The organism is Mesorhizobium sp. M0207 (genome assembly GCF_040321995.1).
Lineage (GTDB): Bacteria > Pseudomonadota > Alphaproteobacteria > Rhizobiales > Rhizobiaceae > Mesorhizobium.
In genome coordinates, this window is sequence record NZ_JAMYSQ010000013.1 from 112,011 (window position 1) to 138,818 (window position 26,808).

At 62.8% G+C, this 26,808-nt stretch carries 26 protein-coding genes; 13 read left to right on the forward strand and 13 right to left on the reverse strand.

Features of this window, described 5'->3' with window-relative positions; translation table 11 throughout:
- Positions 1 to 22: 22 nt before the first annotated feature.
- The 4 genes from ugpC to ugpB form a co-directional block, all read right to left on the reverse strand.
- Positions 23 to 1,090: a sn-glycerol-3-phosphate ABC transporter ATP-binding protein UgpC gene (gene ugpC / locus NKJ15_RS18565; RefSeq protein ID WP_352452447.1), complete on the reverse strand. Its 1,068-nt coding sequence runs from the start codon at positions 1,088 to 1,090 to the stop codon at positions 23 to 25.
- Positions 1,091 to 1,097: 7 nt separating this feature from the next.
- Complete coding sequence (gene ugpE / locus NKJ15_RS18570; protein ID WP_352570555.1) at positions 1,098 to 1,946, reverse strand: sn-glycerol-3-phosphate ABC transporter permease UgpE; 849 nt, start codon at positions 1,944 to 1,946, stop codon at positions 1,098 to 1,100.
- 8 nt (positions 1,947 to 1,954) lie between these two features.
- Positions 1,955 to 2,839: a sn-glycerol-3-phosphate ABC transporter permease UgpA gene (ugpA, locus tag NKJ15_RS18575; RefSeq protein WP_352816757.1), complete on the reverse strand. Its 885-nt coding sequence runs from the start codon at positions 2,837 to 2,839 to the stop codon at positions 1,955 to 1,957.
- Positions 2,840 to 2,920: 81 nt separating this feature from the next.
- The gene (ugpB, locus tag NKJ15_RS18580; RefSeq protein WP_352471403.1) at positions 2,921 to 4,231 is read right to left on the reverse strand and encodes a sn-glycerol-3-phosphate ABC transporter substrate-binding protein UgpB; all 1,311 of its coding nucleotides are present in this window, start codon (positions 4,229 to 4,231) and stop codon (positions 2,921 to 2,923) included.
- A gap of 297 nt (positions 4,232 to 4,528) precedes the next feature.
- Here ugpB and NKJ15_RS18585 point away from each other — a divergent pair, with 297 nt between their 5' ends.
- Entirely contained in the window at positions 4,529 to 6,961 is a 2,433-nt protein-coding gene (locus NKJ15_RS18585) for a bifunctional diguanylate cyclase/phosphodiesterase (RefSeq protein WP_352816670.1), read from the forward strand.
- 2 nt (positions 6,962 to 6,963) lie between these two features.
- Here the strand turns inward: NKJ15_RS18585 and tlpA are convergent, their stop codons facing one another.
- Entirely contained in the window at positions 6,964 to 7,647 is a 684-nt protein-coding gene (gene tlpA, locus NKJ15_RS18590; RefSeq protein WP_023677933.1) for a thiol:disulfide interchange protein TlpA, read from the reverse strand.
- A 35-nt stretch (positions 7,648 to 7,682) separates the two neighbouring features.
- Here tlpA and argH point away from each other — a divergent pair, with 35 nt between their 5' ends.
- From argH to lysA, 3 genes are all read left to right on the forward strand, one after another.
- Positions 7,683 to 9,083, forward strand: a complete 1,401-nt coding sequence (gene argH / locus NKJ15_RS18595; protein WP_352471406.1) for an argininosuccinate lyase — start codon at positions 7,683 to 7,685, stop codon at positions 9,081 to 9,083.
- Positions 9,084 to 9,154: 71 nt separating this feature from the next.
- On the forward strand, positions 9,155 to 9,361 hold the full coding sequence (locus NKJ15_RS18600; RefSeq protein ID WP_023677931.1) for a hypothetical protein: 207 nt from the start codon (positions 9,155 to 9,157) through the stop codon (positions 9,359 to 9,361).
- Between the two features lie 15 nt (positions 9,362 to 9,376).
- On the forward strand, positions 9,377 to 10,645 hold the full coding sequence (gene lysA, locus NKJ15_RS18605; RefSeq protein WP_352816672.1) for a diaminopimelate decarboxylase: 1,269 nt from the start codon (positions 9,377 to 9,379) through the stop codon (positions 10,643 to 10,645).
- 10 nt (positions 10,646 to 10,655) lie between these two features.
- Here lysA and NKJ15_RS18610 read toward each other — a convergent pair whose 3' ends face one another.
- Positions 10,656 to 10,958 carry an ArsR/SmtB family transcription factor gene (locus tag NKJ15_RS18610; RefSeq protein WP_352816673.1) on the reverse strand — a complete coding sequence of 101 codons (303 nt, stop codon included), beginning with the start codon at positions 10,956 to 10,958 and terminating at the stop codon, positions 10,656 to 10,658.
- A gap of 50 nt (positions 10,959 to 11,008) precedes the next feature.
- Here NKJ15_RS18610 and NKJ15_RS18615 point away from each other — a divergent pair, with 50 nt between their 5' ends.
- Together NKJ15_RS18615 and NKJ15_RS18620 are read left to right on the forward strand one after the other, a co-directional pair.
- On the forward strand, positions 11,009 to 11,950 hold the full coding sequence (locus NKJ15_RS18615; RefSeq protein WP_352502689.1) for a threonine/serine dehydratase: 942 nt from the start codon (positions 11,009 to 11,011) through the stop codon (positions 11,948 to 11,950).
- Between the two features lie 212 nt (positions 11,951 to 12,162).
- On the forward strand, positions 12,163 to 14,778 hold the full coding sequence (locus NKJ15_RS18620) for a TIGR02302 family protein (protein WP_352816676.1): 2,616 nt from the start codon (positions 12,163 to 12,165) through the stop codon (positions 14,776 to 14,778).
- A gap of 71 nt (positions 14,779 to 14,849) precedes the next feature.
- Here NKJ15_RS18620 and NKJ15_RS18625 read toward each other — a convergent pair whose 3' ends face one another.
- Positions 14,850 to 15,707, reverse strand: a complete 858-nt coding sequence (locus NKJ15_RS18625; protein ID WP_352471415.1) for a LysR substrate-binding domain-containing protein — start codon at positions 15,705 to 15,707, stop codon at positions 14,850 to 14,852.
- A 224-nt stretch (positions 15,708 to 15,931) separates the two neighbouring features.
- Here NKJ15_RS18625 and NKJ15_RS18630 point away from each other — a divergent pair, with 224 nt between their 5' ends.
- The gene (locus NKJ15_RS18630; protein ID WP_352816679.1) at positions 15,932 to 16,882 is read left to right on the forward strand and encodes a DMT family transporter; all 951 of its coding nucleotides are present in this window, start codon (positions 15,932 to 15,934) and stop codon (positions 16,880 to 16,882) included.
- Between the two features lie 18 nt (positions 16,883 to 16,900).
- Here NKJ15_RS18630 and NKJ15_RS18635 read toward each other — a convergent pair whose 3' ends face one another.
- From NKJ15_RS18635 to NKJ15_RS18645, 3 genes are all read right to left on the reverse strand, one after another.
- Positions 16,901 to 17,272 (reverse strand): response regulator, encoded by a 372-nt coding sequence (locus NKJ15_RS18635; protein WP_352691048.1) that lies wholly within the window; start codon positions 17,270 to 17,272, stop codon positions 16,901 to 16,903.
- Positions 17,273 to 17,451: 179 nt separating this feature from the next.
- Positions 17,452 to 17,994, reverse strand: coding sequence for a hypoxanthine phosphoribosyltransferase (gene hpt / locus NKJ15_RS18640; RefSeq protein ID WP_254816654.1), 543 nt, complete (start codon positions 17,992 to 17,994; stop codon positions 17,452 to 17,454).
- Positions 17,995 to 18,179: 185 nt separating this feature from the next.
- Positions 18,180 to 18,470, reverse strand: coding sequence for a hypothetical protein (locus NKJ15_RS18645; protein ID WP_352540193.1), 291 nt, complete (start codon positions 18,468 to 18,470; stop codon positions 18,180 to 18,182).
- A gap of 236 nt (positions 18,471 to 18,706) precedes the next feature.
- On the opposite strand from NKJ15_RS18645, the gene ftsE reads away from it, so the two are divergent.
- The 3 genes from ftsE to NKJ15_RS18660 all read left to right on the forward strand — a co-directional run bounded on the left by ftsE (position 18,707) and on the right by NKJ15_RS18660 (position 21,195).
- Complete coding sequence (ftsE, locus tag NKJ15_RS18650) at positions 18,707 to 19,366, forward strand: cell division ATP-binding protein FtsE (protein ID WP_023677923.1); 660 nt, start codon at positions 18,707 to 18,709, stop codon at positions 19,364 to 19,366.
- Positions 19,359 to 20,342, forward strand: coding sequence for a cell division protein FtsX (locus tag NKJ15_RS18655; RefSeq protein WP_352540194.1), 984 nt, complete (start codon positions 19,359 to 19,361; stop codon positions 20,340 to 20,342). The genes ftsE and NKJ15_RS18655 overlap by 8 nt, the downstream gene beginning before the upstream one ends.
- Positions 20,343 to 20,604: 262 nt before the next feature.
- Positions 20,605 to 21,195, forward strand: coding sequence for a YdcF family protein (locus NKJ15_RS18660; RefSeq protein ID WP_502898855.1), 591 nt, complete (start codon positions 20,605 to 20,607; stop codon positions 21,193 to 21,195).
- Between the two features lie 29 nt (positions 21,196 to 21,224).
- Here the strand turns inward: NKJ15_RS18660 and NKJ15_RS18665 are convergent, their stop codons facing one another.
- Complete coding sequence (locus NKJ15_RS18665; protein ID WP_352816682.1) at positions 21,225 to 21,845, reverse strand: pyridoxamine 5'-phosphate oxidase family protein; 621 nt, start codon at positions 21,843 to 21,845, stop codon at positions 21,225 to 21,227.
- 131 nt (positions 21,846 to 21,976) lie between these two features.
- Between NKJ15_RS18665 and NKJ15_RS18670 the strand changes: the two genes are divergently transcribed.
- Together NKJ15_RS18670 and NKJ15_RS18675 are read left to right on the forward strand one after the other, a co-directional pair.
- Positions 21,977 to 22,885, forward strand: a complete 909-nt coding sequence (locus NKJ15_RS18670) for a LysR family transcriptional regulator (RefSeq protein WP_352816685.1) — start codon at positions 21,977 to 21,979, stop codon at positions 22,883 to 22,885.
- Positions 22,886 to 22,991: 106 nt separating this feature from the next.
- On the forward strand, positions 22,992 to 23,792 hold the full coding sequence (locus NKJ15_RS18675; RefSeq protein WP_352769978.1) for a lysophospholipid acyltransferase family protein: 801 nt from the start codon (positions 22,992 to 22,994) through the stop codon (positions 23,790 to 23,792).
- A 27-nt stretch (positions 23,793 to 23,819) separates the two neighbouring features.
- Here NKJ15_RS18675 and NKJ15_RS18680 read toward each other — a convergent pair whose 3' ends face one another.
- Complete coding sequence (locus NKJ15_RS18680) at positions 23,820 to 24,440, reverse strand: LysE family translocator (protein ID WP_352816688.1); 621 nt, start codon at positions 24,438 to 24,440, stop codon at positions 23,820 to 23,822.
- Between the two features lie 75 nt (positions 24,441 to 24,515).
- Complete coding sequence (locus NKJ15_RS18685; RefSeq protein ID WP_352816689.1) at positions 24,516 to 25,463, reverse strand: aldo/keto reductase; 948 nt, start codon at positions 25,461 to 25,463, stop codon at positions 24,516 to 24,518.
- A 346-nt stretch (positions 25,464 to 25,809) separates the two neighbouring features.
- Here NKJ15_RS18685 and NKJ15_RS18690 point away from each other — a divergent pair, with 346 nt between their 5' ends.
- Positions 25,810 to 26,790, forward strand: coding sequence for a quinone oxidoreductase family protein (locus tag NKJ15_RS18690; protein WP_352816692.1), 981 nt, complete (start codon positions 25,810 to 25,812; stop codon positions 26,788 to 26,790).
- The last annotated feature ends 18 nt before the right edge of the window (positions 26,791 to 26,808 follow it).

Here is a 26,808-nt window from a genome sequence, read left to right on the forward strand (position 1 = left end):
ACGGTTTTGCGCAAGGCCGACTTCAATCGACCCGTTTGCCCGCCTGATCGAACCAATGCAGCTTTTCGGACCTGGCCACGACGCGCAATTGGTCGCCTGGCTTGGCGCTGGCGCGGCCTGAGACGCGCACCACGATGCGGCTGCCGGCTGCCACGCAATGGAGAAAGCTTTCGGCACCGACCGGTTCGACCGCTTCCACTGTTGCCGGCAGCGCGAGCGCGCCGGCCGGCGCCTCTGCCGCGAAGGTGATGTCGGCGTCCTCCGGACGAAAGCCTAGTGTCACTGCCTTGCCCTGTCGAGGCGCCAAGCCAATCACAGTACCGTCCGCCAATACCGAGCTTGGGGAGGCCCCTGTGAGCGCCAGCAGATTCATCGGCGGTGCGCCTATGAACGAAGCGACGAAGGTCGAGGCCGGTTTCTCGTACACATCAAGCGGCGCGCCGGTCTGCTCGACCAGGCCGGCGTTCATGACGACGAGGATGTCGGCCAGCGTCATCGCCTCAAGCTGGTCGTGCGTGACATAAACCGAGGTGACGCCAAGCGAGCGTTGCAGATTCTTGATCTCGATGCGCATCTGCCCGCGTAATTTCGCATCGAGGTTGGACAGCGGTTCGTCGAACAGGAAGACCTTCGGGTTGCGCACGATGGCGCGACCCATGGCGACGCGCTGGCGCTGACCGCCGGAAAGCTCGCGCGGGCGCCGGTCGAGCAGCGCCGAAAGCTCCAGCACCTTGGCAGTCGAGCGTACCCTGCTGTCGATCTCGTCATTCGGCGTGCCGCGGTTGCGCAGGCCATAGGCCATGTTGTCATAGACCTTCATATGTGGGTAGAGCGCGTAGTTCTGGAACACCATGGCGATGTCGCGCTCGGTCGGGCCAATGGCGTTGACCACCTTGCCGTCGATGGCGACTGTACCGGCAGAAATCGTCTCCAGTCCGGCGATCATCCTCAGCAGCGTAGACTTGCCGCAGCCGGAGGGGCCGACCAGCACACAAAGCTCCTTGTCGGGAATGGCGATGGAAACGCCCTTCACGGCCTCGACGCCGCTGGGATAGATTTTCCTGACATCCTTCAGATCCACGGTCGCCATCGGCTTCTCACTTTTCGGATTCGACCAGACCGCGCACGAACCAGCGTTGCATCAGCACGACCACCAGGATCGGCGGCACGATGGCCAGCATTGCCGTGACCATCACGAGGTGCCATTGGGTGTCGGCATCGGCGAAGGAAACCATCTTTCTCAGCGCGATGACGATGGTGTTCATGTCGTTGCTGTTGGTGACGAGCAGCGGCCAAAGATACTGCGTCCAGCCATAAATGAAGAGGATCACGAACAGCGCGGCGATGTTTGTCCGCGACAGCGGCACCAGAATATCGAAAAAGAAGCGCCATGGCCCGGCACCGTCGACACGCGCCGCCTCGACCAATTCGCCCGGTATGGTCATGAAGAACTGGCGAAACAGCAGCGTTGCGGTGGCCGAGGCGATCAGCGGGACGATCAGGCCGGCATAGGTGTCGATCATGCCGAGATCGACCATCACCTTGTAGGTCGGCAGGATGCGCACCTCGACTGGAAGCATCAAGGTGATGAAGATCAGCCAGAAGAAGGTCATGCGCAACGGAAAGCGAAAGAACACGATCGCGTAGGCCGACAGGATCGAGATGAAGATCTTTCCCACCGCAACGCCGAGCGCCATGATCGTGGTGTTGAGGAGCAGCCTGCCGACGCTGACCCCGCCGATACGACCGATGCCGCCGAACAGCGCCTCGCTGTAATTGTTCCATAGCTGGCCGCCGGGTAAGAGCGGCAGGGGCGGCCTGAGGATCGTTTGCAGCGTGTGCGTCGAGGCAACGAAGGTGTAGTAGATCGGAAAAGCCACGATCAATATGCCGAGGATGAGCACGGCATGGGCGATGAAGGTGCGGAGCGGGGACTGGCCGATCATCGCTGCCCTCAGCCGTAGTGGACTTTGCGTTCCACATAGCGGAACTGGATTGCTGTGAGCGCGATGACGATGGCCATCAGGATGACCGACTGCGCCGCCGAGTCGCCCAGGATCAGATTGACGAAGCCGTCATTGTAGACCTTGTAGACCAGCGTCTCTGTCGTCTTGCCCGGCCCGCCGCCGGTGACGGCATGAACGATGCCGAACGTGTCGAACAGGGCATAGACGGTGTTGACGACCAGCAGGAAAAAGGTTGTCGGCGCAAGCAGCGGGAAGACGATGGTCCAGAAGCGCTTGGTTTCGCCGGCGCCGTCCATGGCCGCCGCTTCGATCAGCGTTTTCGGCACCGCCTGCAGGCCGGCGACGAAGAACAGGAAGTTGTAGCTGATCTGCTTCCAGGCAGCAGCCGACACCAGCAGGATCATGGCGTGGGTGCCGTTGAGGAGCGGGTCCCATACGACGCCGAGGCTTCTCAGCAAATAGGCCAACGAGCCGATCGAGGGATTGAACAGGAAAAGCCAAAGCATGCCGGCAATCGCCGGCGCCACGGCGTAAGGCCATATCAACAGTGTGCGGTAAAGGCCTTTGCCGCGCACGGCCTTCTCGGCCATGACCGCGAGCAGCAGGGCCACAACCATGGCAACGATCGCGGTCGCAAGAGAGAACACTACTGTGACCTTGATCGAGTTGAGGTAGGCCGGATCGGCCAGCACCTTCCGGAAATTGGCAAACCAGACGAACCTGCTCTTCAGCCCGAACGGGTCTTGCCTGAGCATCGACTGGTACATCGCCTGACCGGCCGGCCAGTAGAAGAAAACCAGGGTGATGGCGAGTTGTGGCGCCACCAGCAGGTAGGGCAGGATCTTGTTGGGAAAGACGACGCGTGGAGACAGGCTGATTTCCCTCGCTATCCAGGTATCGCCCGCGCGAGCTCGCGTGGGCGATATTCCAACCGACTAACTGAGATAATCCCGTCAGTTCTCCAGCGCTTCCTTGATCGCCGCGTTGCCGCGCGCAACCGCATTGTCGAGTGCCTGCTGGGCGGTTTGCTGGCCGGCCAGCATCTTCTCCAGCTCCTCGTTCTGGATATCACGCACCTGCGGCAGATTCGGCAGGCGCACGCCCTTCGAATTGTCGGTCGGCGACTTGCCGATCATCTGCAGGATGGGTGTCTCGCGGCCGGGGTTCTTGTCATAGAAGCCTGATTTCTTAGTCGCCTCGTATGCCGCAAGCGTCACTGGCAAATATCCCGACTTCTGGTGCAGATATTCCTGCACATCGGTCTTGGACAGATAGGCAAAGAAGGCCGCGACGCCCTTGTATTCCTCGTCCGACTTGTTGCCGAACACCCACAGGCTGGCACCGCCCGGCGTCGTGTTCTGCGGGGCACCCTTGGCGTCACTGTCGTAAGGAAGCTGGCCGATGCCATAGTTCATGCCGGACTTGACGATATCGCCGAGGCCGCCCGACGATTCGGTGAAGATGCCGCATTCGCCGGCGAGGAATATCTGCTTGGCTTCGGAGGTGCGCCCGCCATATTTGAATGTGCCGTCCTTGGCCAGGTCAGCGAGCGCCTGGAAGTGGTTGACGAAAATCGGCGCATTGATCTTGAGTTCGACATCACCGCCGGCCAGGCCATTCTGCTGGGTGGCCCAAGGCACGTCATTCCACGCCGCGAAATTCTCCAGGTGGATCCAGGTCAGCCAGGTCGAGGTATAGCCGCAAGGGGCGGCGCCGCTCGTCTTGATCTTCTTGGCAGCTTCCCACACCTCGTTCCACGTCTTGGGCGGATTGTTCACGTCGAGGCCTGCCTTCTGGAAGATGTCCTTGTTGTAATAGAGGATCGGCGAGGAAGAGTTGTAGGGGAACGATAGCATGGTGCCGTCCGGCTTCGAATAATAGCCGACGATGCCGGGCAGATACTGGCTCTTGTCGAAAGTCATCCCGGCGCCGGTCATCACATCGGCCACCGGCTTTATCGCACCCTCGGCCGCCATCATCACGCCGGTGCCGACGTCGAACACCTGGAGGATATCTGGCGCTTGCCCGGCACGAAAGGCAGCGATGCCGGCATTCAGCGTCTCCGGATAGGTGCCCTTGAACACCGGAACGAGCTCATAGTCGCTCTGGCTGGCGTTGAAATCCTTGGAGATCTTGGCGACGACCTCGGCGTTGGCGCCGGTCATGGCGTGCCACCAGCTGATCTGCGTGACGGCGAAGGCGGAGGTGGTGGAAAGCAGGGTCACGGTGGCGGCGATACCGGCCGCAAAGCCGAAGAACTTCATGTTTCATCTCCCGTTTGTCATTGGCGAAAGGGGCACTTCCGCAAAGCCAATATGTGGCGCTGATGACAATCGGACAACGGTTTTATTGCGGATCAATGAACATCATTCCTTCCTAAAGTGCACTCGCTACTGAAACCGGGCGCCAGAAATCACATCACTGTCTTTTTGGGCGCAGCGGCGTCGGTTTTCCCCCGAAAAGACCCGCCTCATGGCCCACGGGTTAACCATTCGTTAAAATCTCCAAGAGCTAATCAGTCACACCTCCCCTGTTAATTTTGGCAGACCGAGTGAACCAGGATGCTGACGGTCTATAATTGTATTGTAAGTCAGCACGATCCGAGACTGGTTGCGCTTGCCGCACTCATCTGTGGAATTTCTTGCTTCTCAGCGGTTAATCTCCTTAAGCATGTCGGCCGATCGACCGAGCGAAACCGGCTTGTCTGGCTGATGATCGCCGCGGCCTCGACCGGGTTCGGCATATGGGCGACGCATTTCATCGCCATGACCGCGTTTACGCCGGGAATACCGAACGCATACAATCCGGGATTATCCGCCTTTTCGCTTGCCGCCGCCGTTATCATGACCGCGCTTGGGATGTGGGTCGCCACCTTGCGCCGCGGCATCGACCATTTCCTCGTCGGTGGCGCCATTCTGGGCGGCGCCATCGCGACGATGCACTACATCGGCATGGCAGCTTTCGAGGTCGAAGGCCGGGTCGTATGGAACCTGCTCCTTGTCGCGATATCGCTTCTGGCCGGCGTGACCCTCGCGGCACTGGCGCTCCTTGTCGTCTTGCGCCGTCCGTCAGCGCTCGCGACTTTCGGCGGCGCCGCGCTTTTGACGCTGGCGATTTGCAGCTTGCATTTCATCGCGATGGCCGCGGTGTCGATCATTCCGGATTCCTCGATTGAAATATCCGAACATTCCATCGAGCCCATTTCCCAGGCCTTTGCCGCAGCGGTCGCCAGCCTGATAATCCTTGTGCTATCGGGTGCCGCGCTGTGGATCGACCTGCGCTTTCGCCGCCAGAAGCTCGAGGCCGATCGCATGCACGATCTCGCCAATGCGGCGGTGGAAGGTCTGATCGTTTGCGATGGCACCCGCATTGTCAGCGCCAATGACAGTATGGCGAAGCTGACCGGAACAGCGACAGCCACCCTGAACACGATGCAATTCGGCGAGCTTTTCGACGGACAGAGCGCAGCCGATATGTCCGGCTTCGGCGAACAGGCGCAGGAAGCGAAGTTAAGGGGCAGCGACGGGGCGAGAATTCCTGTCGAGCTGATCGCCAGGAAAATCACCTACTGCGGCAGGCCTCATACGGTGCTTGCCGTTCGCGACATCCGTGAGCGCAAGAAGGCAGAACAAGAGATCCTCCGCCTCGCGCATTTCGATCCGCTTACCGGGCTTGCCAATCGGCGGAGCTTTTCTTCCCGGCTGGAAGCAGAATTCGCCTCGATGGATCGTGGCGGCAAGGATGGACATCTGGCGCTCCTGCTGCTTGACCTCGACCGGTTCAAGCAAGTCAACGACCTCTATGGCCACGGGGCCGGCGATGCTATGCTGCAGAAGCTGGCGCACTGCATTTCCGGCATCCCGCGCCACGGACAGATGCTCGCGCGTCTCGGCGGCGATGAATTTGCCATCATAGCTCCGAACCTCCCCGACCCCCTGGCCGCAGGCCGGATAGCCGAGGACTTGCTGGCGGCGATCCGGGAGGAAAACAGGGTTTCGGTCGGCTCCGGCCTCGTCTCGGCCAGCATCGGCATCGCCTTCTTTCCGCTGGATGCCGAAGACCAGGCCGGCCTGATCAGCCATGCCGACACGGCACTCCATCGCGCCAAAACCGAAGGCAGGGACACTTATCGGTTTTTCGAGATAGCCATGGGCACCGCGGCCCGCGACAAGCGCGTGATGGAGCATGAATTGCGCCAGGCGATCGCCCGCAAGGAGTTCCACCTCGTCTATCAGCCGCAGAAGGAGATCCGCGGCGGCAGGATGATCGGCTTCGAAGCCCTGGTCCGTTGGCAGCACCCTGAGCGGGGTGACATTTCTCCGACCGTTTTCATCCCCGTGGCCGAGGACAGTGGCGCTATCGCGCAGATCGGCGACTGGGTGCTGACGACGGCTTGTAACGATGCTGTTCGCTGGACAAACCCGCTGATGGTCGCCGTCAACGTCTCCGCCGTGCAACTTCACAATCCGAACTTCAGCCGCAAGGTGCACGACGCATTGACGAGATCCGGCCTGGCCCCCGGCAGGCTCGAACTGGAGATCACCGAAACGGCCCTGGTGAAGGACATGCCGCGCGCGCTGGCAACCTTGAGGCAGGTCAAGGCGCTTGGCGTGCATGTGGCGATGGACGATTTTGGCACCGGCTATTCTTCGCTGTCCAACCTCAGCGCCTTTCCCTTCGACAAGATCAAGATCGACGGGTCGTTCATCAAATCGGTCGACAAGAACGCCCAGTTCGCGGCGATCGTTCGCGCCGTGCTGGGGCTTGGACGCGGTCTCGGCTTACCGGTTCTGGCAGAAGGCATCGAGACGCCGGGTGAATTGCAGTTCCTGGACGCCGAGGCTTGCGAGATCGGGCAAGGCTACTACCTCGGCAAACCGGCTCCGATCGAGACATTCGGGGAACTGACGGGCGTGGCCGCTCCGGCAATCCGCACCGCCAGCCGACGCGGCGCAAGCATTGCCGTGCTCAAGCCGCGCCTGCGCACGGTCTGAGCCTATCCCGGCTGAAGCGCCGCCTCGACCAGACGCTTGGCATCCGGCCCCGACCATTCGGCCGGGCCATTCATATGGGCGATCAGGCAGCCTTGCCCATCGATCAGCATGGTGACCGGCAGACCGAGCGCCAGGCCGCGCGTCTTGACGTCGTTGAACAGCGCCATCGTGGCATCGCGATAGTAGCCGAGCGACTTGACGCCGGTGTCCTCCAGGAACTTCTTCGGTTTGGCATCGTCGCCGGCATCGACGTTGACGGCAACAACCTGAAACGCATCGCTGCCCATCTCCTTCTGCAGCGCATCGAGCGCCGGCATTTCGGCGCGGCAAGGTGCGCACCATGTCGCCCACAGATTGAGCAGCACCGTCTTGCCGGCATGATCGGCGATCGTCGTCGGCTTGCCGTCGGGGCCGTTGAAGGCAAGGCTTTTCAGCGATTGCGGCGGATCCGCCGGCAAAAGCGCGGCAACCTGGCCGGTGGCAGCGGCGGCGATCTTCTTGGCACGGTCGGTCTTGGCGGCGCAGGCGACGTCGTCCTTGCCGCCGCCGGCGGCCACTTGCGCGGGCGCCTTGTTGCCAGAACTGCTTTCCCTGACATATACCGCGACCGCGCCGGCCAGCACGCCCGCAACCAAAGCGGCGAGGATGAGACGCAAAGCCGGGAAAAATCTATTGCCGTCTGCCATTTTTGAAAAACTGCTCCGGAGCACGGGTTATAGCGATGAACGACAAGAAGGCCAGCAACCAGATGTGGGGCGGACGTTTTGCCTCGGGTCCGGCCGCAATCATGGAAGCGATCAACGCATCGATCTCGTTCGACCGCAAACTCTATGCGCAGGATATTCGCGGCTCGATCGCCCATAGCCAGATGCTGGCGCAAACGGGCATTATTTCGGCGGCCGATCAAGAAAAAATCGCTCACGGGCTGAACACGATCCTCGCAGAGATCGAGGCCGGCACATTCGAGTTCTCGACCAGGCTGGAAGACATCCACATGAATGTCGAGGCCCGTCTGGCCGATTTGATCGGCCCCGCCGCCGGCCGCCTGCATACCGCCCGCTCGCGCAACGACCAGGTGGCGGTCGACCTCAGGCTGTGGGTCAAGGACGAATGCTTTCGTGTCGCCGAGGCGCTGAAGGGCCTGATCACGGCGTTCCTGGATCGGGCCGAGGAGCATGCGGCAACGGTGATGCCGGGCTTCACCCACATGCAGGCGGCGCAGCCGGTGACCTTCGGCCACCACTGCATGGCCTATGTCGAGATGTTTGCGCGCGACCTGTCGCGTGTCCGCGACGCCATCGAGCGGATGGATGAAAGCCCGCTCGGCGCCGCCGCCCTTGCCGGCACCAGCTTTTCCATCGACCGGCACCAGACGGCGAAGGCGCTTGGCTTCCGCGAGCCGATGCGCAATTCGCTCGACAGTGTTTCGGACCGCGATTTCGCGCTCGAGTTCCTGGGCTTTGCGGCGATCTGCGCGACGCATCTGTCGCGGCTGGCCGAAGAGATCATCATCTGGTCGACGCCGCAATTCGGCTTCATCAGGCTGTCGGATAGTTTCTCGACGGGTTCGTCGATCATGCCGCAGAAGAAGAACCCGGACGCTGCCGAACTGGTGCGCGGCAAGACCGGCCGTGTCACCGGCCATCTCGTCGGTCTGCTGACGGTGATGAAGGGCATGCCGCTGACCTATGGCAAGGACATGCAGGAAGACAAGGAATCGGTCTTCGACGCGGCCGAGACGCTCGACCTGATGCTGGCGGCGATGACCGGCATGGTGCGCGATATGACGGTGAACACTGCCGCGATGAAGAAGGCGGCCGGCGCCGGCTATTCGACTGCGACCGACCTCGCCGACTGGCTGGTGCGCTCGCTCGGCCTGCCGTTCCGCGAGGCGCACCATATCACTGGCCGGGCGGTGGCGCTGGCCGAGGAGAAGAAGGTCGGGCTCGACAGGCTTTCGCTGGAGGATCTGCAGTCCATTCACCCCGGTATCAGCGCCGACGTGTTTTCGGTTCTTGCCGTGCAGAATTCTGTAAAGAGCCGCACGAGCTTCGGCGGCACCGCGCCGTCCGAGGTGCGCAAGCAGATCCGCTACTGGAAAAAGCGGCTCGCCAAGGCGTAAGACGCGGGGTGCAATGGCCGCAAAACTCGGCTAGAAGCGGCTGCGGGCAACAGTTTCGGACGGATGGCACGATGACCGGAAGCAGGATTTTGGTGACGCTGACGCTGCTGGCGGCAATGGCCACCGTTGCGGCCTGCGGCAGGAAGGCTGCGCTCGACACGCCGTACGCGGCAGCCGTGCAGGCCCGCAAGGACGCCGAGAAGGCCAAGCAACCCTTGCCGCCGGAGCCGGAAAAACCTGTCGAGGACAAGAAATTCATCCTCGACCCGCTGCTCTGATTTCGGACCAATCTCGTGAACCATTTCGACTACCGCGACGGCGCGCTGCATGCCGAGGACGTGGCGATATCAGACATCGCCGCCAGCGTCGGCACGCCGTTCTACTGTTATTCGACGGCGACGCTGACCAGGCATTTTCGCGTCTTCACCGAGGCCTTTGCCGGGCTCGATGCTCTCGTCTGCTATGCCATGAAGGCGAATTCCAACCAGGCCGTGCTGAGGGTGCTGGCAAGGCTCGGCGCCGGCGCCGACGTGGTCTCGGAGGGCGAATTGCGCCGCGCTTTGGCGGCCGGCATCCCGGCAAGCAAGATCCTGTTTTCGGGCGTCGGCAAGACCGCGCGCGAAATGGATTCTGCGCTCTCGGCCGGCATTCTCTGTTTCAACGTCGAATCCGAACCGGAGCTGGAGCTGCTGTCGGCCCGCGCCACCGCGCTGGGCAAGATCGCGCCGATCTCGCTGCGCATCAACCCGGATGTCGACGCCAGGACGCACAAGAAGATTTCGACTGGGAAGGCCGAGAACAAGTTCGGCATTCCGTGGCAGCATGCGCGGAAGGTCTATGCGCGCGCGGCTGAGCTGACGGGCATCAAGGTCACCGGCATAGACACCCATATCGGCAGCCAGATCACCGAATTGCAGCCCTTCGACGACGCCTTTGCGCTGCTGGTGGAGCTGGTCGGCGCCTTGCGCTCCGACGGTCATGCCATCGAGCACATCGATGTCGGCGGCGGCCTTGGCATTCCCTACCGCGTCGACAACAACCCACCGCCTTTGCCCGATGCCTATGCCCGGATCGTCAGGAAACATGTTGCCAAACTTGGGCTGAAGGTAATGTTCGAGCCAGGCCGGCTGATCGTCGGGAATGCCGGCATCCTGGTGTCGGAAGTAATCTTCGTGAAGGAGGGCGACGCCAAGAACTTCCTCGTCGTCGACGCCGCGATGAACGACCTGATCCGGCCGACGCTTTACGACGCTTTTCACGACATCAAGCCGGTGGCGCAGCAGCCGGCCGCTGCACCACGCATGAAGGTCGACGTCGTCGGCCCGGTTTGCGAGACCGGCGACTATCTCGGGCTCGACCGTGACCTGCCCCGGCTGAAATCCGGCGACCTGATCGCTCTCTCCACCGCCGGCGCCTATGGCGCCGTTCAGGCCGGCACCTACAATACCAGGCTGCTGGTACCGGAAGTGCTGGTCGACGGCGACCGCTTCCACGTTGTGCGTCCGCGCCAGACCTATGACGAGCTGATCGGACTGGACTCGGTGCCGGACTGGTTGGAGTAGAACTCTGCAGCTACAGCCAGTGCTGAATGAGCGCCCTGATTTCGGCGATTCTGTCCTCATTCCGGCGATAGAATATCCACTGCTTGATGCGCTTGCTGCGCAAAAGCCCTGCCTGGGTGAGCACGCGCATATGCTCGCTGAGTGTAGCCTGGGTGATCCCTAGCCTCTCCGCGATCAGCAGCGCGCAGACGCCGTCCTCGACCAGATCGCCGTCCGTCTGCGGCGGAAAATGCGCCCGCGGGTCCTTGAGCCAATCGAGGATCTGGAGCCTGCGCTCGTTGGCAATCGCTTTGAAAACGTCGACCTCTTGCATTTAGGCACATTGCCAAGTTACTAAATAATGTCAACTCTGGGAGTGAAAGCATGCTGCACGGCCACACGATCACACGCGAGCGCATTGCGGCGATAGAACCCCGCATCCGGCCCTTCGTGCGCCACACGCCGGTGCTGCGCGTCGACATGGCCGATTTCGGCCGCCCGCCTCTGCCCGTCGACCTGAAGCTTGAGTGCTTGCAGCATTCCGGCTCGTTCAAGGTACGTGGTGCGTTCACCAATCTCCTCGAACGGCCGGTTCCTGCGGCCGGCGTCGTCGCCGCGTCGGGCGGCAATCACGGCGCCGCCGTCGCCTATGCCGCCATGCGGCTCGGCCACAAGGCGACCATCTTTGTTCCCGAAGTGAGCCCGCAGGCCAAGCTGGACCGCATCCGCGGCTACGGCGCCGAGCTGATCGTCGGCGGCGCCCGTTATGCCGAGGCGCTGGCCGCCAGCGAGAGCTTCGCCGAAAAATCCGGCGCGCTGCAGATCCACGCCTTCAACCAGGAGGAGACGCTGGTCGGGCAAGGCACGCTCGGCCTCGAGATCGAGGCCGACCTGCCGAAGCTCGACACCCTGCTGGTCGCCGTCGGCGGCGGCGGGCTGATCGGCGGCATCGCTGCCTGGTTTTCCGGCCGCATCAGGATAATCGCGGTCGAGCCGGAGGGTGCGCCGACGCTTCATCGCGCCTTCGAGGCGGGCCGACCCGTCGACGCGCCGGCTGAGGGCATCGCCGCCGATTCGCTCGCGCCAAAGCGTGTCGGCGAAATGATGTATCCCATCGCCGAGGCATTCGTCGAGCGCTCGATCCTGGTCGGCGACGACGACATTATCGCCGCCCAGGCGGCGCTGTGGGACCGCGTGCGAATCATCTCCGAGCCGGGCGGTGCGGCCGCCTTCGCGGCGCTCCTGTCCGGCCGCTACGCACCGGCTGCAGGCGAGCGCGTTGCCGTACTGGTCTGCGGCGCAAACGCCAATCCGGCGAAATTCTGACAATATCCGGGGCATTATTGTTCACGTTTTGGGGAACCGCCTCGCCTTCGCCGTGTTTGTTGGTATCCTTAGGGCGATGTGCATCCGCTTGGACGCACGAAGTACGCGCTAGGATTTTAGGTCTTCGCATCGTGCTTCCCGAAAATCGACTTTTCGGGCCCATGCGATAGACTCGTGAGGCCTGGGCTATCCCGCCCGGCCAGGAAGGGCCGATGACACAACGACCCATTTTCACCAGCGATCGCAGTCTGGCCAGGCGCCTTGCCTTGAGCCGGCTGGGGACGCAGGTCTCGATAATCGTCGAACGCGGCTGGCCATTGCTGCTGCCACTGATCATCGTCGCCAGCCTGTTCCTCAGCATTTCGTGGCTCGGCCTGTTCCCATTTTTGCCCGATCTGGCGCGGATCGGTCTTATCACGGCATTCGGCGTCGCAGCGCTTGCCGCACTCTATCCACTGCGTTTCTTCCGCACGCCATCCAGGGCCGAGGTCGACCGCCGCATCGAGGCGGCCAACCGTTTGCTGCACAGCCCGGTGCAGGTCCAGACCGATCGCCCGAGCGGCAAGGAAAGCATTTTTTCGCAAGCCCTGTGGCGCGAGCATCAGCGGCGCATGGCGGACCGGCTGGGCGAGCTTGGCGGCGACGTGCCGCGCACACGCGTGCCGGAACGCGACCCGTGGGCGCTGCGCGCCGTTGCCGCGCTTTTGTTGGTCACTGCCTTTGCCTTCTCCTTCGGGCCATCGGGCGGCAGGCTGAGCGACGGTTTTGTTGCCCGTGCCGCCCGCGACGTCGTGCCGCCGCGCATTGATGCCTGGGTGACGCCGCCGGCTTATACCGGCAGGCCGCCGGTATTCCTGAACGCCCCCGTCTTGGCCAACAACGCCACTAAAGCGTCGCCGACCTTCACGGTTCCGGAGGGCAGCGATGTGTCGCTGCGCGTCACCGGCGGTTCGGGCGAGGAAACGCTGAGCTACGCCGATACCGGCGGCAACACCCGCGCCATCGATCCGACCGGGCCGCAAGCCGCCAAGACTGAGGCAAGTCCGGCAACGCCTTCCACCGTGCGCCAGTTCAGCGGCAAGTTGACCGCCGACGGCACGCTGACGCTGCAGTCCAGCGACGGCGAGCTCGACCGCTGGGCCTTCGCCATAATTCCCGACAAGCCGCCGCAGATCCGCTTTGTCGGCGAGCCGAAGCGCGCCGTCAACGGCGCCTTCGAACTCAACTACCAGATCGACGACGACTATGGCGCGGCCTCCGCCAAGGCGGTTTTCGCATTGGCCGATCCGCAAGTGCCCAACGCGCATCCGCTCTATGGCCCGCCGGAAATGCCGCTGACGTTGCCGCACCGCGGCGGCAAGGCCAATGCTGCTAAGACGACGAAGGATCTGACCGACCATGTCTGGGCCGGTGGCAACGTCAAGCTGTCGCTTGTCGTCACCGACGGTGCCGGACACACGGCGACCAGCGAAACCAAGACGCTGGTGATGCCGGAGCGGCCATTCTCCAACCCGTTGGCGGGGGCTGTGGTCGAGCAGCGCCGCATGCTGGCGCTCGACGCCTATGCCAAGGACCGCGTGCTCGACCTGATGGATGCGATCACGCTCAGGCCCGAAGACACGTTCGACAACATGACGCACTATCTCGCCATCATGAGCGCCCGCACCCGGCTGAAGATGGCCGACAGCGACGACCAGTTGCGCGACGAGGTCGCTTACCTCTGGGAGATCGCGCTCGGTATCGAGGAAGGCAATCTTTCGGCGGCCGAGAAGCGGCTGCGTCAGGCGCAGCAGGCGCTGCAGGACGCGATCAAGAACGGCGCCAGCGACCAAGAGATCGAGAAGGCGATGAAGGAACTGCGCGAGGCGATGAATCAGTTCCTGCAGGAATTCGCGGCGCGGGCGCAGCAGAATCCGAATGCGCCACAGATGCAGCAGAACGGCCAGGAACTGCGCCAGAGCGACATCGACCGCATGATGGACCAGATCGAGAACCTGGCGAAATCCGGCAATCGCGACCAGGCGCAGCAATTGCTGTCGGAGCTGCAGGACATGATGAACAATCTGCAGGCAGGCCGCCAGCAACAGGGCGGTCAGCAGGACAGCGAGATGCGCCAGCAGATGGACAAGCTGGGCGAAATCATGCGGCGCCAGCAGGAGATGATGAACGACACTTTCCGCATGGACCAGATGCAGCGCGGCCAGCAACAGCGCGGGCAGAACCGCGACGAGCAGCTCGGCGAGAACAGTGAGCCAGGCCCGATGGGCGAAGAGGGCAAGCCCGGCCCAGGTGACGACCGCGATCCGCTCGGCCGGCCGAACCCGATGACGCCGCAGGAATTTGCTGACGCGCTGAAGCAATTGCAGGAAGGCCAGGGCAAGCTGCAGAGCGAGCTCGATCAATTGAGGAAGAGCCTCGAAGGCATGGGCCTCGACCCCAATGAGGGGTTTGGCGAGGCCGGCAAATCCATGGGCAATGCCGAACAGGCGCTCGGCGAGGGCGAAGGCGACCAGGCCGTCGGTCACCAGGGCCGCGCATTGGAAGCCTTGCGCAGGGGCGCCAAGGACATGATGAAGCAACTGCAGGCGATGCAAGGCGACCAGGGCGGCAACGGCCAGGGCGGACGCCAGCAGAATGCCGACCGTGACCCGCTCGGGCGGCCTCGCACCAGCGAGGGTCCCGACGACGGAAGTTCGGTGAGAGTGCCCGACGAGATCGACGTGCAGCGTGCCCGCCAGATCCTCGAAGCGATCCGCAAGCGGCTCGGCAACGCACTCAGCCCCGATATCGAGCGCAGCTATCTGGAGCGGTTGCTGGAGCTGAAGTAAGGCTGCCTGTATTCGGAAGATCGCCGCGCGCAGTCCGTGGTGGCCGCCAGCGCTGAGCTGAGTGGCATGCTTTAACGGTTGGTGAAAGCCTCGCGGATCGCCTCTTCCATGCCGTCGATTGCCTCGCCGGAAGCGTTCGCATTGCGCCGCAGCACCACGTTCGAGGAATCGATGTCGCCGAACCCGTCGGCGGCCGTAAGCTCGCGGCAGCCGGCCGGGATGTTGCTGCGCGAGATCGGCGCAATCGCCAATCCGGAGGTGACGGCGAGCCGCAGGCCGCCATTGGTATCGCTGGTGTAGGCGACACGATAAGCGAGACCGCGCTGTTCCAGCGACTTTATCGCGAAATCCTTGCACCAACCGGCACGGTTGTAGAGCGCGATCGGCACCGGCCGCTCCTCATGCATGTGATGCAGCTCCGACGTCACCCATACGGTTGGGTCATGCATCAGCACCTCACCGCCTGACAGATCCTGCCATTCGAACACCACCGCCAGATCGAGCTCGCCGGCGGCGAGCGCCGCGATCTGCGCACCGGAATGCGCGTAGCGGACGGTGATGTCGACCTGAGGATGGCGCTTGGCAAAGACGCCGAGTGCCCGCGACAGGATCGCGTGGCCATATTCCTCCGGGATACCGATGCGCACCGGCCCGCCAAGCGGCGCCGCGACCATCGATGCCGCCGTCTCGTCGAGCAGTGAAACGATACGCCTGGCGTTGGCGATGAGTTCGCCGCCGCGCTGCGTCAACGCTACACCGCGCGACCCGCGCTCGAACAGGCTGTCGCCGATCATGCCTTCGAGCCTCTTCATCTGCATCGAGACTGCCGACTGGGTGCGGCCGGCCCGCTCCGCCGCTTTGGTGAAATTGCCGGTGTCGGCGACCGCCACGAAGGTGCGCAACAGGTCGCTGTCGAGATTGGGTCGCATGTGCCCACCATAAGAAAATCTGATTGCTGGCATCATTCCAATTCGTTTGCAACATGTCAAACGGGGGACGATAGTCGCCTTACCCATTGGATATGCGGCCGCGAAATCGGCTGCGGACCAATCAAAAGTCCTCACTCGTACCCGCTGCCCGAAACGGTGGCGGGTTCTTTTTACCCCGGATGCAGGCCTGCCTTCGGCCACGCACGCGGGAGACAGGAGCGCCTATGCAGAATCGGCTTGTGCTCGGCATCTTCAGCCTCTGTCTCGGCGTGCTGGTCTTTTCGCTGCAGGACCCGCTGGTCAAGGCGGTGTCGAGCCACTATCCGGTCACCGAGGTGATGGCGATCCGCTCGATCGTCGCCCTGCCGATCCTGGTTTTCCTTGTCCACGCCGATGTCGGATTGCAGGCGATCCTGTCGAAGCGGTTCGGCATGCTGACGATGCGCGCCTTCATCCAGTTCACCTCCTACACGGCCTACTATCTGGCAATCGCCGCCCTGCCGCTGGCTGACGCGGTGGCGCTCTATTTCATGGCGCCGCTGTTCATCATGGCGCTGGCCGGCCCCTATCTCGGCGAACGCGTGTCCTGGCAGGCGCTCGCCACCGTCCTGGTCGGCATGCTCGGCGTGCTGGTCATGGTGCGCCCGGGCGCCGGCTTGTTCGACTGGGCAGCGCTGCTGTCGCTAGGTTCGGCTCTGCTCTACGGTTTCTCGCAGCTGATGGCACGCAAGATCGGCGACACCGAATCCTCGACTGTCATGGCGTTCTATCAGAACGGCGCCTATCTGGTCGGCGCCGCCTTGGTGGCGGCATTGTTTTGGCTGGCAGGCATTGACCACGCCGTGCATCCGAGCCTCGAATTCCTCGTCCGGCCATGGGTCTGGCCGGCGACGCCGGATCTCCTCAAGATGGGGGCATGCGGCTTCGTTGCCTCGGCCGGCATGATCCTGTTGTCGCAGGCCTACCGGCTGGCGCCCGCCAACAGCGTCGCCACCTTCGAATACACCGGTATCATCTGGTCGCCGCTATGGGGTTTTCTGTTCTTTGCCGAAGTGCCGCGACCAGCGACGGCGGCAGGCGCAGCCCTCATCATCGGCGCCGGCCTGTTTGCGCTCAATGCCAGCCGGCGCCTGAGCGGCGCGCCAGCCATTGCGGCGACCTGCGACCCCGCCTGAAGGCGGTCGGCCTTGGGCTTAGGCGAAGCAGGCGAGCGCCTGTTCGACGCGGGCGCGGATTTCAGCCAGCGTGAACGGCTTTTGCACGACGTCGAGAATAATGCCGTCCAATTCCTCGGCGCGCTCGCGCTGGTCGGCATAGCCCGTCATCAGCATGATCTTCATCGCCGGGAACAGCGCTGCTGCCGCCTTGGCCATCTCGATGCCGTCCATCTCCGGCATGCGGATGTCGGACAGCACAAGGTCATAGCTCCCTTGCGCCGCCCGGATCAGAGAAAGGCCATGTGCGCCGTCGGCGGCGACAGTGACATTATGCCCGGCACGTTCGAGCGCACGAGCGGCGAGAGTGCGGACGGATTCATCGTCCTCGACGATCAGGAGCTTTGCCATGGGCAAGATATTTGGCGGGGAAAAGTTGATGTTTCCTGAAGGCGCTGAAGGTCGATGAGGCCTTTTCAGAATTCGCTCCGCCGAGTCAGATGGCGTGGTTTTCGAGAACCGGAGCGGAGCGGACGTTCGAGTCCGAGAGCACCGGCAGGTGGCCGCCGGAGTAGAATTATCAAAAGACTTCAAGCGTCGCCCTTGACGATGCCGACGAAGGGCAATTCGCGAAACGCGTGGGCGACGTCCATGCCATAACCGACGACGAAATAATCGGGGCAGTCGAAGCCGACATAGTCGGCGTTGAGCGTGGTCTGGCGGCGCATGCGCTTGTCGAGCAGCACGGCGATGGCACAGCTCCTCGCGCCGCGCGACAGCATGAGGTCGCGGGTGAAACTCAGCGTCTTGCCGGATTCCAGAATGTCGTCGATCAAAAGCACATCGCGGCCGGCGACCTCGTTGTCGATGTCGCGCAGCACCCTCACCTCACCGCTGGTCGTGCCGGCGCCATAGCTGGAGATGAAGATGAACTCGACCTCCGGCGACAGGCCGACATCGTGCATGGCACGGATAAGATCGGCGGCGAAGATGAACGATCCCTTCAGCACCGAGATTACCAGAAGGTCGTGGTAGTCGTGCCCGGCGATCTCCTTGGCAAGTTCCAGGTTCCGCCGCGCGATGGCGGACGCCGAAAACAGGACTTCGATGTCCTTGCCGCGCACAACTGGCATTGGCTGCCCTTCCAGAAATGATCGCCTTTGTAGGCGAAGCCGACCGAAACGGTCTTCAACCCGTTTCTAGGCATGTCGTGCCGTCTGGCAAGGCCAAATCTTTCGCAGGGCGCCCGCGAACGGTCGGATGTCCCAGCGCGTCGCGAATCGTTTATCTGGTGACCTGTTGATTTTCTGGCGCCGTTCTAACGAACCAGCGCATGGCCGCCCGAAATCCAGAAGGCGGCAAAGACGGCACCGACGCCGACAATCCAGAAGATCGGCCCACCATGCACCCACAACGGCCGTTCGACGGCGGTTTCGGGCTTGCGCAACATGTCCATGCCTTCGATCGAAGGCATGGAAATCATGCGCGCAGGCGGCGGCGCAAAGTCTTGACGTGCAAAATGGCGGGGCAGCACCTCATAGTCGGCATCGATGACCTCGGCGGTCACGTCGCGCATGATGCGTTCCGGCTCGGCGGCCGGATCGGTCATGATTTCGCCGGAAACCGGGCGCGCGGTTCGATCCTCAGCCATCATGGCCCAATACTACCGCACCTGTTCGCTGTTCGTTTCTTTCGGGTAAACGGAAATGGTTAACGCTTCCCCACCGGAACCCCTGTGACTCGCTCGAAAAGCCCCCAAATTAACCGTCGGTTAACCATGCCGGCCGATGGTCTTTCCACAGAAAGGGCTGGCATCTTGCCGCCGAGAATTTCAGGTCGTCGAAAGTGATCCGCTTCGAAAATGTCGGCCTCCGCTATGGCATGGGTCCGGAGATTCTCCGCGACATCTCCTTGCACATTCCGGAGCGCTCCTTTCAGTTCCTGAGCGGACCTTCAGGCGCCGGCAAGACGACGTTGCTGCGGCTTTTGTTCATGTCGCTGAAGCCGACGCGCGGCCTGATCACCATTTTCGGCAAGGACCGCTCGCGCATCTCGCGCACCGAATTGCCGCATCTGAGACGTCGCATCGGCGTGGTGTTCCAGGATTTTCGCCTGCTCGACCATATGACCACCTACGAGAACGTGGCATTGCCGCTGCGCGTGCGCGGCCGCGAGGAGGCGACCTATCGCACTGACGTCACCGAGCTGCTGAAATGGGTCGGCCTCGGCGAGCGCATGCATGTGCTGCCACCGGTGCTGTCTGGCGGCGAGAAGCAGCGCGCCGCCATTGCCCGGGCGTTGATCGAGCAGCCCGAGATCCTGCTCGCCGACGAGCCGACCGGCAATGTCGACCCGCCGCTGGCGCGACGCTTGCTGCGGTTGTTCATCGAGCTCAACCGGCTGGGCACCGCCGTGGTGATCGCCACACACGACCTCGGCCTGATGGAACAGGTGGACGCACGGCGAATGATCCTGGCCGGCGGAAGGCTGGACATCTATGACTGAGCTCTCCGTCGAACATTTCGAGGGTCAGGACTCCGCGGCGGCAAAGCCCCGCGTCCAGCGCAAAATGGCGCCGATCGTGCCGGCGCAGAACATCGCCGGCCGGGCGCTGGTGCTGGTCATCGCCATCATGACGTTTCTGTCCTGTCTGACGTTTGGCGCCGTCACGCTGGTGCGTGACACCGCCTCCGTCTGGGAGAACCAGATCTCGCGCGAGGCGACCATCCAGATCAAGCCGGTCGACGGCCTCGACATGGAGGCCGCACTTGCGCTGGCCTCGCAGATCGCCGGCGAATTCCCTGGCGTGAAAAGCGCCCGGATCGTCGACCGCGAAGCGACGGCCCGGCTGCTCGAGCCTTGGCTGGGCTCGGGCCTGAACATCGATGAGCTGCCGGTGCCGCGCTTGATCATCATCACCATCGACGAGAATAGTCCGCCCGATTTCGCCGCACTGCGCGCGGCGATCACGCCGAAGCTGCCGAGTGCCTCGCTCGACGATCATCGCACCTGGGTCGACCGGCTGGTTGCCATGGCCCGCACCACGGTAACGATCGGTATTGCAGTGCTGGCGCTGATGCTGTCGGCGACGGTGCTGACCGTGGTATTCGCAACGCGCGGCGCCATGGCCGGCAATGGCCACATCATCGAGGTGCTGCATTTTGTCGGCGCCGAGGCGCGCTTCATCGCGCGCGAATTCCGCCGGCATTTTCTGGTCACCGGCATGAAGGGCGCCGCGGCAGGCGGCGCCGCGGCGATCCTGGTCTTCATCGTCTTCTCCTGGTGGTCGTCACGCAACATGGCAACGCCGCAGGCCGACCAGGCGACCGCCCTGTTCGGCAATTTCGCCATCGGCTCGGCGGGTTATCTCGGGGTCGCTGTCATGGTGCTGGTGATCGGCGCGCTGACGGCGGCAACCTCCCATTTCACCGTGGTTACCTATCTCAGCGACATCGACATTCGCCAGCCGGACGCCGGCTAAAGGAAAGATCGATCACGGATGAAAACGCATCGTCACGAAAATTGCATTTTTTTCCTACCAAAGGCCGTATTTCGGGATTAACCATTTCATGATGGACGTTCGGGACTCGACCGATACCGCTGGATGCATGCCAGTGCTGGTTGCGCGCCCGCCTGTATTCGCCGAGCCTGATGAATTTGCCAAGCCGGATCAGTTCGCCGAACGTGGGCGGCTGCTGGCAGCCCGCTCCTTGCGCATCTCGGCTCTCCTTCTGCTCGCCTTTATGGCGCTGTTTGTCGCCGGCTTCGGCTGGTTCGCCAATACCGTCAGCCGCCTGACTACGCCCGCCAATCCGGCAAGGGCCGACGCTATCATCGTGCTGACCGGCGGCCAGTCGCGCCTCGACGCTGCGATGGGCTTGCTTGCGTTAGGCAAGGGCGAGCGGCTGCTGATTAGCGGCGTCCATCCCTCCGCCAGCCGCCGCCAGCTTCAGGCCGCGACCGGCGGCGACAAGAGGCTGTTTTCCTGCTGCGTCGACATCGACCGCGCCGCGCTCGACACGATCGGCAATGCCGAGGAAAGTGCCAAATGGGTCGAGGACCATGCCTACGGCACCGTCATTCTCGTCACCAACAATTATCACATGCCGCGCAGCCTGCTGGAAATGGGCCGGCTGCTGCACGGCGCCAGGCTCGAACCCTATCCGGTGGTCAACACCAACCTCGAGAATGGCGGCTGGCTGACCAAGCCAGAAGCGCTGCGCGTGCTGTTCACCGAATATAACAAATACCTGCTGGCGCTGGCGCGCGGCATCATGCCGGTGAAGCAATCGCCCAACGGCGTCACGCTGGCCGACGCCGCGGGCGGAAACTGAACGGCACCGGCACTTTTATTCCCTAGCTCTTATTCCCTGGCTGCAGCATCTGATCGCAAGCGTGCGATCTCCTGTTCGAGCCGTTCGATGCGCTTGTCGCGTTCGTCCAGCGCCGCCGCCACGTCGGCCGCTTCGAAACGCTGCGGGATGTGCTGCGAGCAATTTGAATCCCAAGCCGAAACCGTAAACAGGATAACCTGCTCGGGTCGCGCCTTATAGTCTTGCGGCATCAGCTTTGCCGTCAGCTCGGCATCGCCCTCGACGACGCGCGCCCTGCCCCAGATCTTGATGCGCTGCCGGTGCGCATAATCGATCAGGAATAGGAAAGCCTGTGGGTTGTCGCTGAGGTTGCCCTGGGTGATGAACTGCCTGTTGCCGGAAAAATCGGCAAAGCCGATCGTCCGTTCGTCGAGCACCGTGAGGAAACCGGCAGGCCCGCCGCGATGCTGGATGTAAGGCTGCCCGTCCGCATTGGCGGTCGACAGAAAGACGCTGGTCTGCGCCTCGATGAAGGCGGCGAGATCGGGCGTGATTGCCGCCTGCCAGCCGCCACGCTCCTCGACACGGGCATAGGCCTGGCGCGAGCCCTTGCGCGCCTGAATCGCCTTCACCGTCGGGGTGAAAGCAACATCGCTGGTGTGAGCGTTCATGGAAGCCTCCTCAAGCGCCAAGCTGCGCTGTATTGCTAGTCAGGAAATAGGTCCTTCCATCTTCGAGATGCAGATGCCATATCTGCAATCTATCCTTCCGTTTTTCGGGAGGGCAAATTTTCGGGAGAGCTATGGATCGCCTCCAGTCCATGTCGCTTTTCGTTGCCGCGGCGGAGACAGGCAGCCTCTCGGCTGCCGGGCGCCGCTTCGGCATTCCGCTGACGACGGTCAGCCGCAAGGTTTCGGACCTGGAAAAGCATTTGAAGACACGGCTGTTGAACCGCTCGGCGCGGCAGCTGTCGCTGACCGATGCAGGCCATGCCTATCTCGCCGCCTGTCGTCGCATTCTCGACGAGGTCGGCGAGGCCGAGCGAATAGCCGCCGGCGAATACAATGCCCCGACCGGCGAACTCATCGTCACTGCGCCGATCGTCTTCGGCCGCCTGCATGTGCTGCCGGTCGTCACCAGCTTCCTCTCCGTCTATCCTGAGGTAGGTGTGCGGCTGACACTCGCCGACCGGATAACCCAGTTGGTCGAAGAGCACATCGATCTCGCCATCCGCATCGGCGAGCTTGCCGATTCGAGCCTGATCGCCACCCGCTTGGGTTCAATCCGCCGCGTCGTTTGCGCGAGCCCGGCCTATCTCGCCGAGCACGGCACACCGAAAACGCCGCAGGAGCTTGCAGCACACAGTGCCATCACCTTCGAAGGGCTCACCGCCGCCGCCTGGAGCTTCGCCACCGGCAAGACCGAATTCAGCGTGCCGGTCCGCTCCAGGTTACGGGTCAACACGGCTGAGGCAGCGATCGATGCGGCGATTGCCGGCGTCGGCGTGACGAGGCTGCTTTCCTATCAGATTGCCGCCGCAGTCCGGTCGGGTACGCTGCGCCCGGTGCTGCAAGAGTTTGAGCCAGACCCATGGCCGGTGAGCCTCGTCCATGCCGGCCAGGGGCTACTGCCGGTGAAGCTGCGCGCATTCCTCGACTTCGCCGCCCCGCGCCTGAGACAGCGCCTGCTGCAGGCCGCGTGGGAAACGTGACGAAGACGGCCCTCGCAAGGCCGGGCCGATCGCCCGCCTCGCAGCGTTTCCTTTTTGCCGGCGCTTGGTGTAACGAACGCACACCTCCTCACCGGGCACTTGCTGTATGCTGTATTTCCGCTCGCTGGCGTTCAATCTCGCCTTTTACCTCAATCTGATCGTCCAGATGATCCTCTGGACCCCGTATTATTTCCTGTCGCCGCGCCATCGCGCCTGGTTCGTGCCGAAATTCTGGTCGCGCACCAGCATGTGGCTCTACGACAAGATCGCCGGCACCAGAAGTGAGATCACCGGCCAGGAAAACCTGCCTGACGGCTCTTTCATCCTGGCGCCGAAGCACCAGTCCTTCTGGGACACGATCGCTTTCCTGCCTTATCTCGACGATCCCGTTTACATATTGAAACGGGAGCTGACCTGGATCCCGTTCTTCGGCTGGTACATTTTGAAGATGCGGATGATTCCGGTCGACCGCGGCAGCCGCTCGAAGGCATTGAAGACGGTGATCGCCGCGACCAAACAGGAATTGGCGCGCAATCCGCGCCAGCTGATCATCTACCCCGAGGGCACCCGCCGGGCGCCGGGCGACGAACCGGTCTACAAATACGGCATCGTCGAACTTTATGCCCAGCTTGGCATTCCGGTGGTGCCGGTCGCCCACGTCGCCGGTCTCTATTGGCCGCGCCGCAAATTCCTGCGCTATCCCGGCACGATCAAGGCGCGCTTCCTGCCACCGATCCCGCCCGGCCTCGGCAAGGACGAATTCATGCAACGGCTGATCGGCGAGACGGAAGCCGCCTGCGACCAGCTTCTCGTCGAGGCGGCACAGACGCCGAACCCGCCGCCGATGCCGCCGACGGCAATGAAACGGCTTGGTGAGCTCGATGCGAAACCTGAATTGAAAGGCTGAGACACCTGCCGCGCATGCCGGAAAGGCTCACGGCAAGGCAGCCAGGGCGGCTGTTGCAACCAGCGTCACGGCAAACACCAGATTGATGATCCGCGACGCCAGCGGTTTGCGCAGCAAATGTGCAAAAGCCGCGCCGGCGAGAAGCCACAAGAGATGAATGGCAGCAATCATCAAGGCGAGGACCGCCAGCTTGGCTGAAATAGCAAGACCGCCGGCGCCAGGAGACGCGCCGGCGAACACGGCGGCAATCGCCACATAGGCTTTCGGATTGGCAACGGCCAGAAGGAACCCGCCCAGGAAAGTGGGAGGTGCCGCCCCACCAATGCGTGCCGCCAGCGGCGGCGCCGTCGCTATCTTGAACGCCAGATAGAGGATGTAGGCTGCTGACGCGACCGCCAACAGCGCTGCGAGCTTCGGCAGCGCGGTGAGAACGGCCATGATGCCCGTCGCCACCACCAAAAGCACGAGAACCGTCCCGACAACGATTCCCGAGGCATAGCGCAGCGAACCGCGCAGGCCGAACGCGGCGCCGATCGCGGTGACGCTTATCGTCGCCGGCCCCGGGCTGCCCATGACGATGGCCGACGCCAACACAAGCGCCAGCAATCGCTGCCATAGCTGCTGATCGAGAAGACCCTGTCCGGCCATGCGGCGCTGCATCCTGTGACGAGGCAGGGACGGTAGGGCAAGGCAGCGGCGCCGGTCTTGAACGATCGTGCGCGGCTACGCGCTGGCCTTGTCGAGCTCGGCGATATCGTCCGGGCTGAGCTGCAACGACGCGGCACGCACCAGGCTGTCGAGCTGGTCGAGCGTCGTCGCGCTGGCGATCGGGGCGGTGACGCCGGGCCGCGCCATGACCCAGGCAAGCGCCACTTCCGCCGGCTTGGCCGAATGTCTGGCCGACACCGCGTCGAGCGCTGAGAGAATGCGCATGCCGCGGGTGTTGAGATAGCCTTTCACACCGCCACCGCGCGGACTTTTGCCGAGGTCGGCCTCGCTGCGGTACTTGCCGCTCAGAAACCCCTTGGCGAGGCTGAAATAGGTGATGACGCCGATGTCCTCGGCCGCGCAGAGATCGCGCAGCGGACCATCGAAGGACGAGCGGTCGTAGAGGTTGTATTCCGGCTGCAGCACCTCGTAGCGCGGCAGGCCGCGCAGGCTTGCTACGTCAAGTGCGGCCCGCAGCTGGGCGGCGTCGAGGTTGGAAGCGCCGGCATAACGGATTTTGCCCTTGTCGAGCAGTTTCTGGTAAGCGCCGAGCGTTTCCTCATAAGGGGTCGCCGGGTCGGGCCAGTGCGACAGATAGAGATCGACGCTATCGACCTGCAGCCTGTTCAGCGAAGCATCGATGGCCTTTTCGATATAGGCGGCGGACAAGTCCCTCTTACCCTGTCCCATATCCGAACCGACCTTGGTGATGACGACAACCTTGTCGCGGTTGCCACGGCTCTTCATCCATTTGCCGATGATGGTTTCGGATTCGCCGCCCTCGTGGCCGGCAATCCAGCGCGAATAGGAATCGGCCGTGTCGATGGCGTTGAGGCCAGCGTCGACAAAGCGGTCGAGCAGGTCGAACGAGGTTTTCTCATCGGCGGTCCAGCCGAACACATTGCCGCCCAGAACCAATGGCGCGATGGATAGGTCGGTGCGACCGAGACGACGTTTCTGCAAGGCTGATCTCCATGGTGATTCATGCTGGGGCGGGTGGGAGCCGCCGACCGAGCCAACCTATGTCGCACCGTGGCAACGTCAAACGCATAGCCTCTTTTCCAGCCCGCCGGCGCTTCACAAAACCGCGACCCGCCGCGCCGTGTCGGGCTTCAAGAGGCTGGTCCCGGGCATCCAAACCAGCAGCCTCTGAAGAAACGATCTGGCAAGTTTGGCACATAGATTGTCAAATCTGCCAATTCAGACCTTTGCCGGCCGGCCATAGGTTCCGCCGCGCCGACGCAAGTCTCGGCACGGCCTGGCCGGGGCTCAGACTGTTGGCCTCGGATCGTTTGTTATGGAGACCGGCATGAAAGCAATTGTATTTGACGCCATCGGTTCGCCGCGCGACGTGCTCTATGTGGATGACCTGCCGATGCCACGGATCAGCGACGGCGAGGTGCTGGTCAGGATGGTCTCGGCCTCGATCAATCCGGGCGACTTCCTGTTTATCCAGAACCTCTATCCCGAACCGAAGAAGCCGCATTTTCCCCGGCAGATCGCCGGAAACCATGGCGCCGGCATCGTCGAAGCCGTTGGCGCGAACGTCTTGCTGGAACCGGGGATGCTTGTCGCGTTCAGCTATTATGGCAGCTGGGCCGAGTACGCCGCCATTCCCGCCGAATGGCTGATCCCGTTGCCTGCCGGCTATCCTGTCGAACGCGCCGGGCAGATGGTGAACCCCATTACCGCGTGGGATCTGCTGGTGGATTCCCGTGTGCGGCCTGGCCAATGGCTGGCTGTCACGGCCGGCTATTCGTCAATTTCGACAATGGTGATGCAGTTCGCCCAACGACGCGGCATCAACGTCATCGCTCTTGTGTGGCGCTCGCACCAAAGCTTCGATCTGAAGACGCTTGGCGCCGCCGCCACTCTTGACCTTTCGGAGTTGAAGACAAGTATCCGGGAAGCCGTGATGGATATCACCGGCGGCGCCGGATTGAACGGGATTATCGACAATGTCGGCGGACCTGTCAGCGGCGAATTGATCCGCACCCTGGCGCTCGGCGGGCAGATGGTGATCAATGGCGGCATGAGTGCCGAGCGCTTCGAACTGCACAATTTCGATGTCTTGCTGAGCGGCGTCGAAATCAGGGCGAATATCTATCGCTACTTCTTTTCGCCGCCTGCCGAACCCGACCGGCCTGTCCTATGCGAGATTATCGACACCTTCGGCCAGCCCGGCTTCCACGTTCCTGTCGGCGGTCTCCACCCGCTGACCGAGTTCAAGCTTGCCGTGGCAAACAGCCTGGATCGCGCCGATCTTGGTAAACAGATTTTCAGGATGTAGCCCGCGTCACGGCACCGA

Excerpts from the sequence above, each read along its gene's own strand:
- ugpC (WP_352452447.1), bottom strand. The coding sequence starts at position 1,090 with ATGGCGACCGTGGATCTGAAGGATGTCAGGAAAATCTATCCCAGCGGC.
- ugpE (WP_352570555.1), bottom strand. The coding sequence starts at position 1,946 with ATGATCGGCCAGTCCCCGCTCCGCACCTTCATCGCCCATGCCGTGCTC.
- ugpB (WP_352471403.1), bottom strand. The coding sequence starts at position 4,231 with ATGAAGTTCTTCGGCTTTGCGGCCGGTATCGCCGCCACCGTGACCCTG.
- NKJ15_RS18585 (WP_352816670.1), top strand. The coding sequence starts at position 4,529 with ATGCTGACGGTCTATAATTGTATTGTAAGTCAGCACGATCCGAGACTG.
- tlpA (WP_023677933.1), bottom strand. The coding sequence starts at position 7,647 with ATGGCAGACGGCAATAGATTTTTCCCGGCTTTGCGTCTCATCCTCGCC.
- argH (WP_352471406.1), top strand. The coding sequence starts at position 7,683 with ATGAACGACAAGAAGGCCAGCAACCAGATGTGGGGCGGACGTTTTGCC.
- NKJ15_RS18600 (WP_023677931.1), top strand. The coding sequence starts at position 9,155 with ATGACCGGAAGCAGGATTTTGGTGACGCTGACGCTGCTGGCGGCAATG.
- NKJ15_RS18610 (WP_352816673.1), bottom strand. The coding sequence starts at position 10,958 with ATGCAAGAGGTCGACGTTTTCAAAGCGATTGCCAACGAGCGCAGGCTC.
- NKJ15_RS18615 (WP_352502689.1), top strand. The coding sequence starts at position 11,009 with ATGCTGCACGGCCACACGATCACACGCGAGCGCATTGCGGCGATAGAA.
- NKJ15_RS18620 (WP_352816676.1), top strand. The coding sequence starts at position 12,163 with ATGACACAACGACCCATTTTCACCAGCGATCGCAGTCTGGCCAGGCGC.
- NKJ15_RS18625 (WP_352471415.1), bottom strand. The coding sequence starts at position 15,707 with ATGCGACCCAATCTCGACAGCGACCTGTTGCGCACCTTCGTGGCGGTC.
- NKJ15_RS18630 (WP_352816679.1), top strand. The coding sequence starts at position 15,932 with ATGCAGAATCGGCTTGTGCTCGGCATCTTCAGCCTCTGTCTCGGCGTG.
- NKJ15_RS18635 (WP_352691048.1), bottom strand. The coding sequence starts at position 17,272 with ATGGCAAAGCTCCTGATCGTCGAGGACGATGAATCCGTCCGCACTCTC.
- hpt (WP_254816654.1), bottom strand. The coding sequence starts at position 17,994 with ATGCCAGTTGTGCGCGGCAAGGACATCGAAGTCCTGTTTTCGGCGTCC.
- NKJ15_RS18645 (WP_352540193.1), bottom strand. The coding sequence starts at position 18,470 with ATGACCGATCCGGCCGCCGAGCCGGAACGCATCATGCGCGACGTGACC.
- NKJ15_RS18655 (WP_352540194.1), top strand. The coding sequence starts at position 19,359 with ATGACTGAGCTCTCCGTCGAACATTTCGAGGGTCAGGACTCCGCGGCG.
- NKJ15_RS18660 (WP_502898855.1), top strand. The coding sequence starts at position 20,605 with ATGGCGCTGTTTGTCGCCGGCTTCGGCTGGTTCGCCAATACCGTCAGC.
- NKJ15_RS18665 (WP_352816682.1), bottom strand. The coding sequence starts at position 21,845 with ATGAACGCTCACACCAGCGATGTTGCTTTCACCCCGACGGTGAAGGCG.
- NKJ15_RS18670 (WP_352816685.1), top strand. The coding sequence starts at position 21,977 with ATGGATCGCCTCCAGTCCATGTCGCTTTTCGTTGCCGCGGCGGAGACA.
- NKJ15_RS18675 (WP_352769978.1), top strand. The coding sequence starts at position 22,992 with ATGCTGTATTTCCGCTCGCTGGCGTTCAATCTCGCCTTTTACCTCAAT.
- NKJ15_RS18680 (WP_352816688.1), bottom strand. The coding sequence starts at position 24,440 with ATGGCCGGACAGGGTCTTCTCGATCAGCAGCTATGGCAGCGATTGCTG.
- NKJ15_RS18690 (WP_352816692.1), top strand. The coding sequence starts at position 25,810 with ATGAAAGCAATTGTATTTGACGCCATCGGTTCGCCGCGCGACGTGCTC.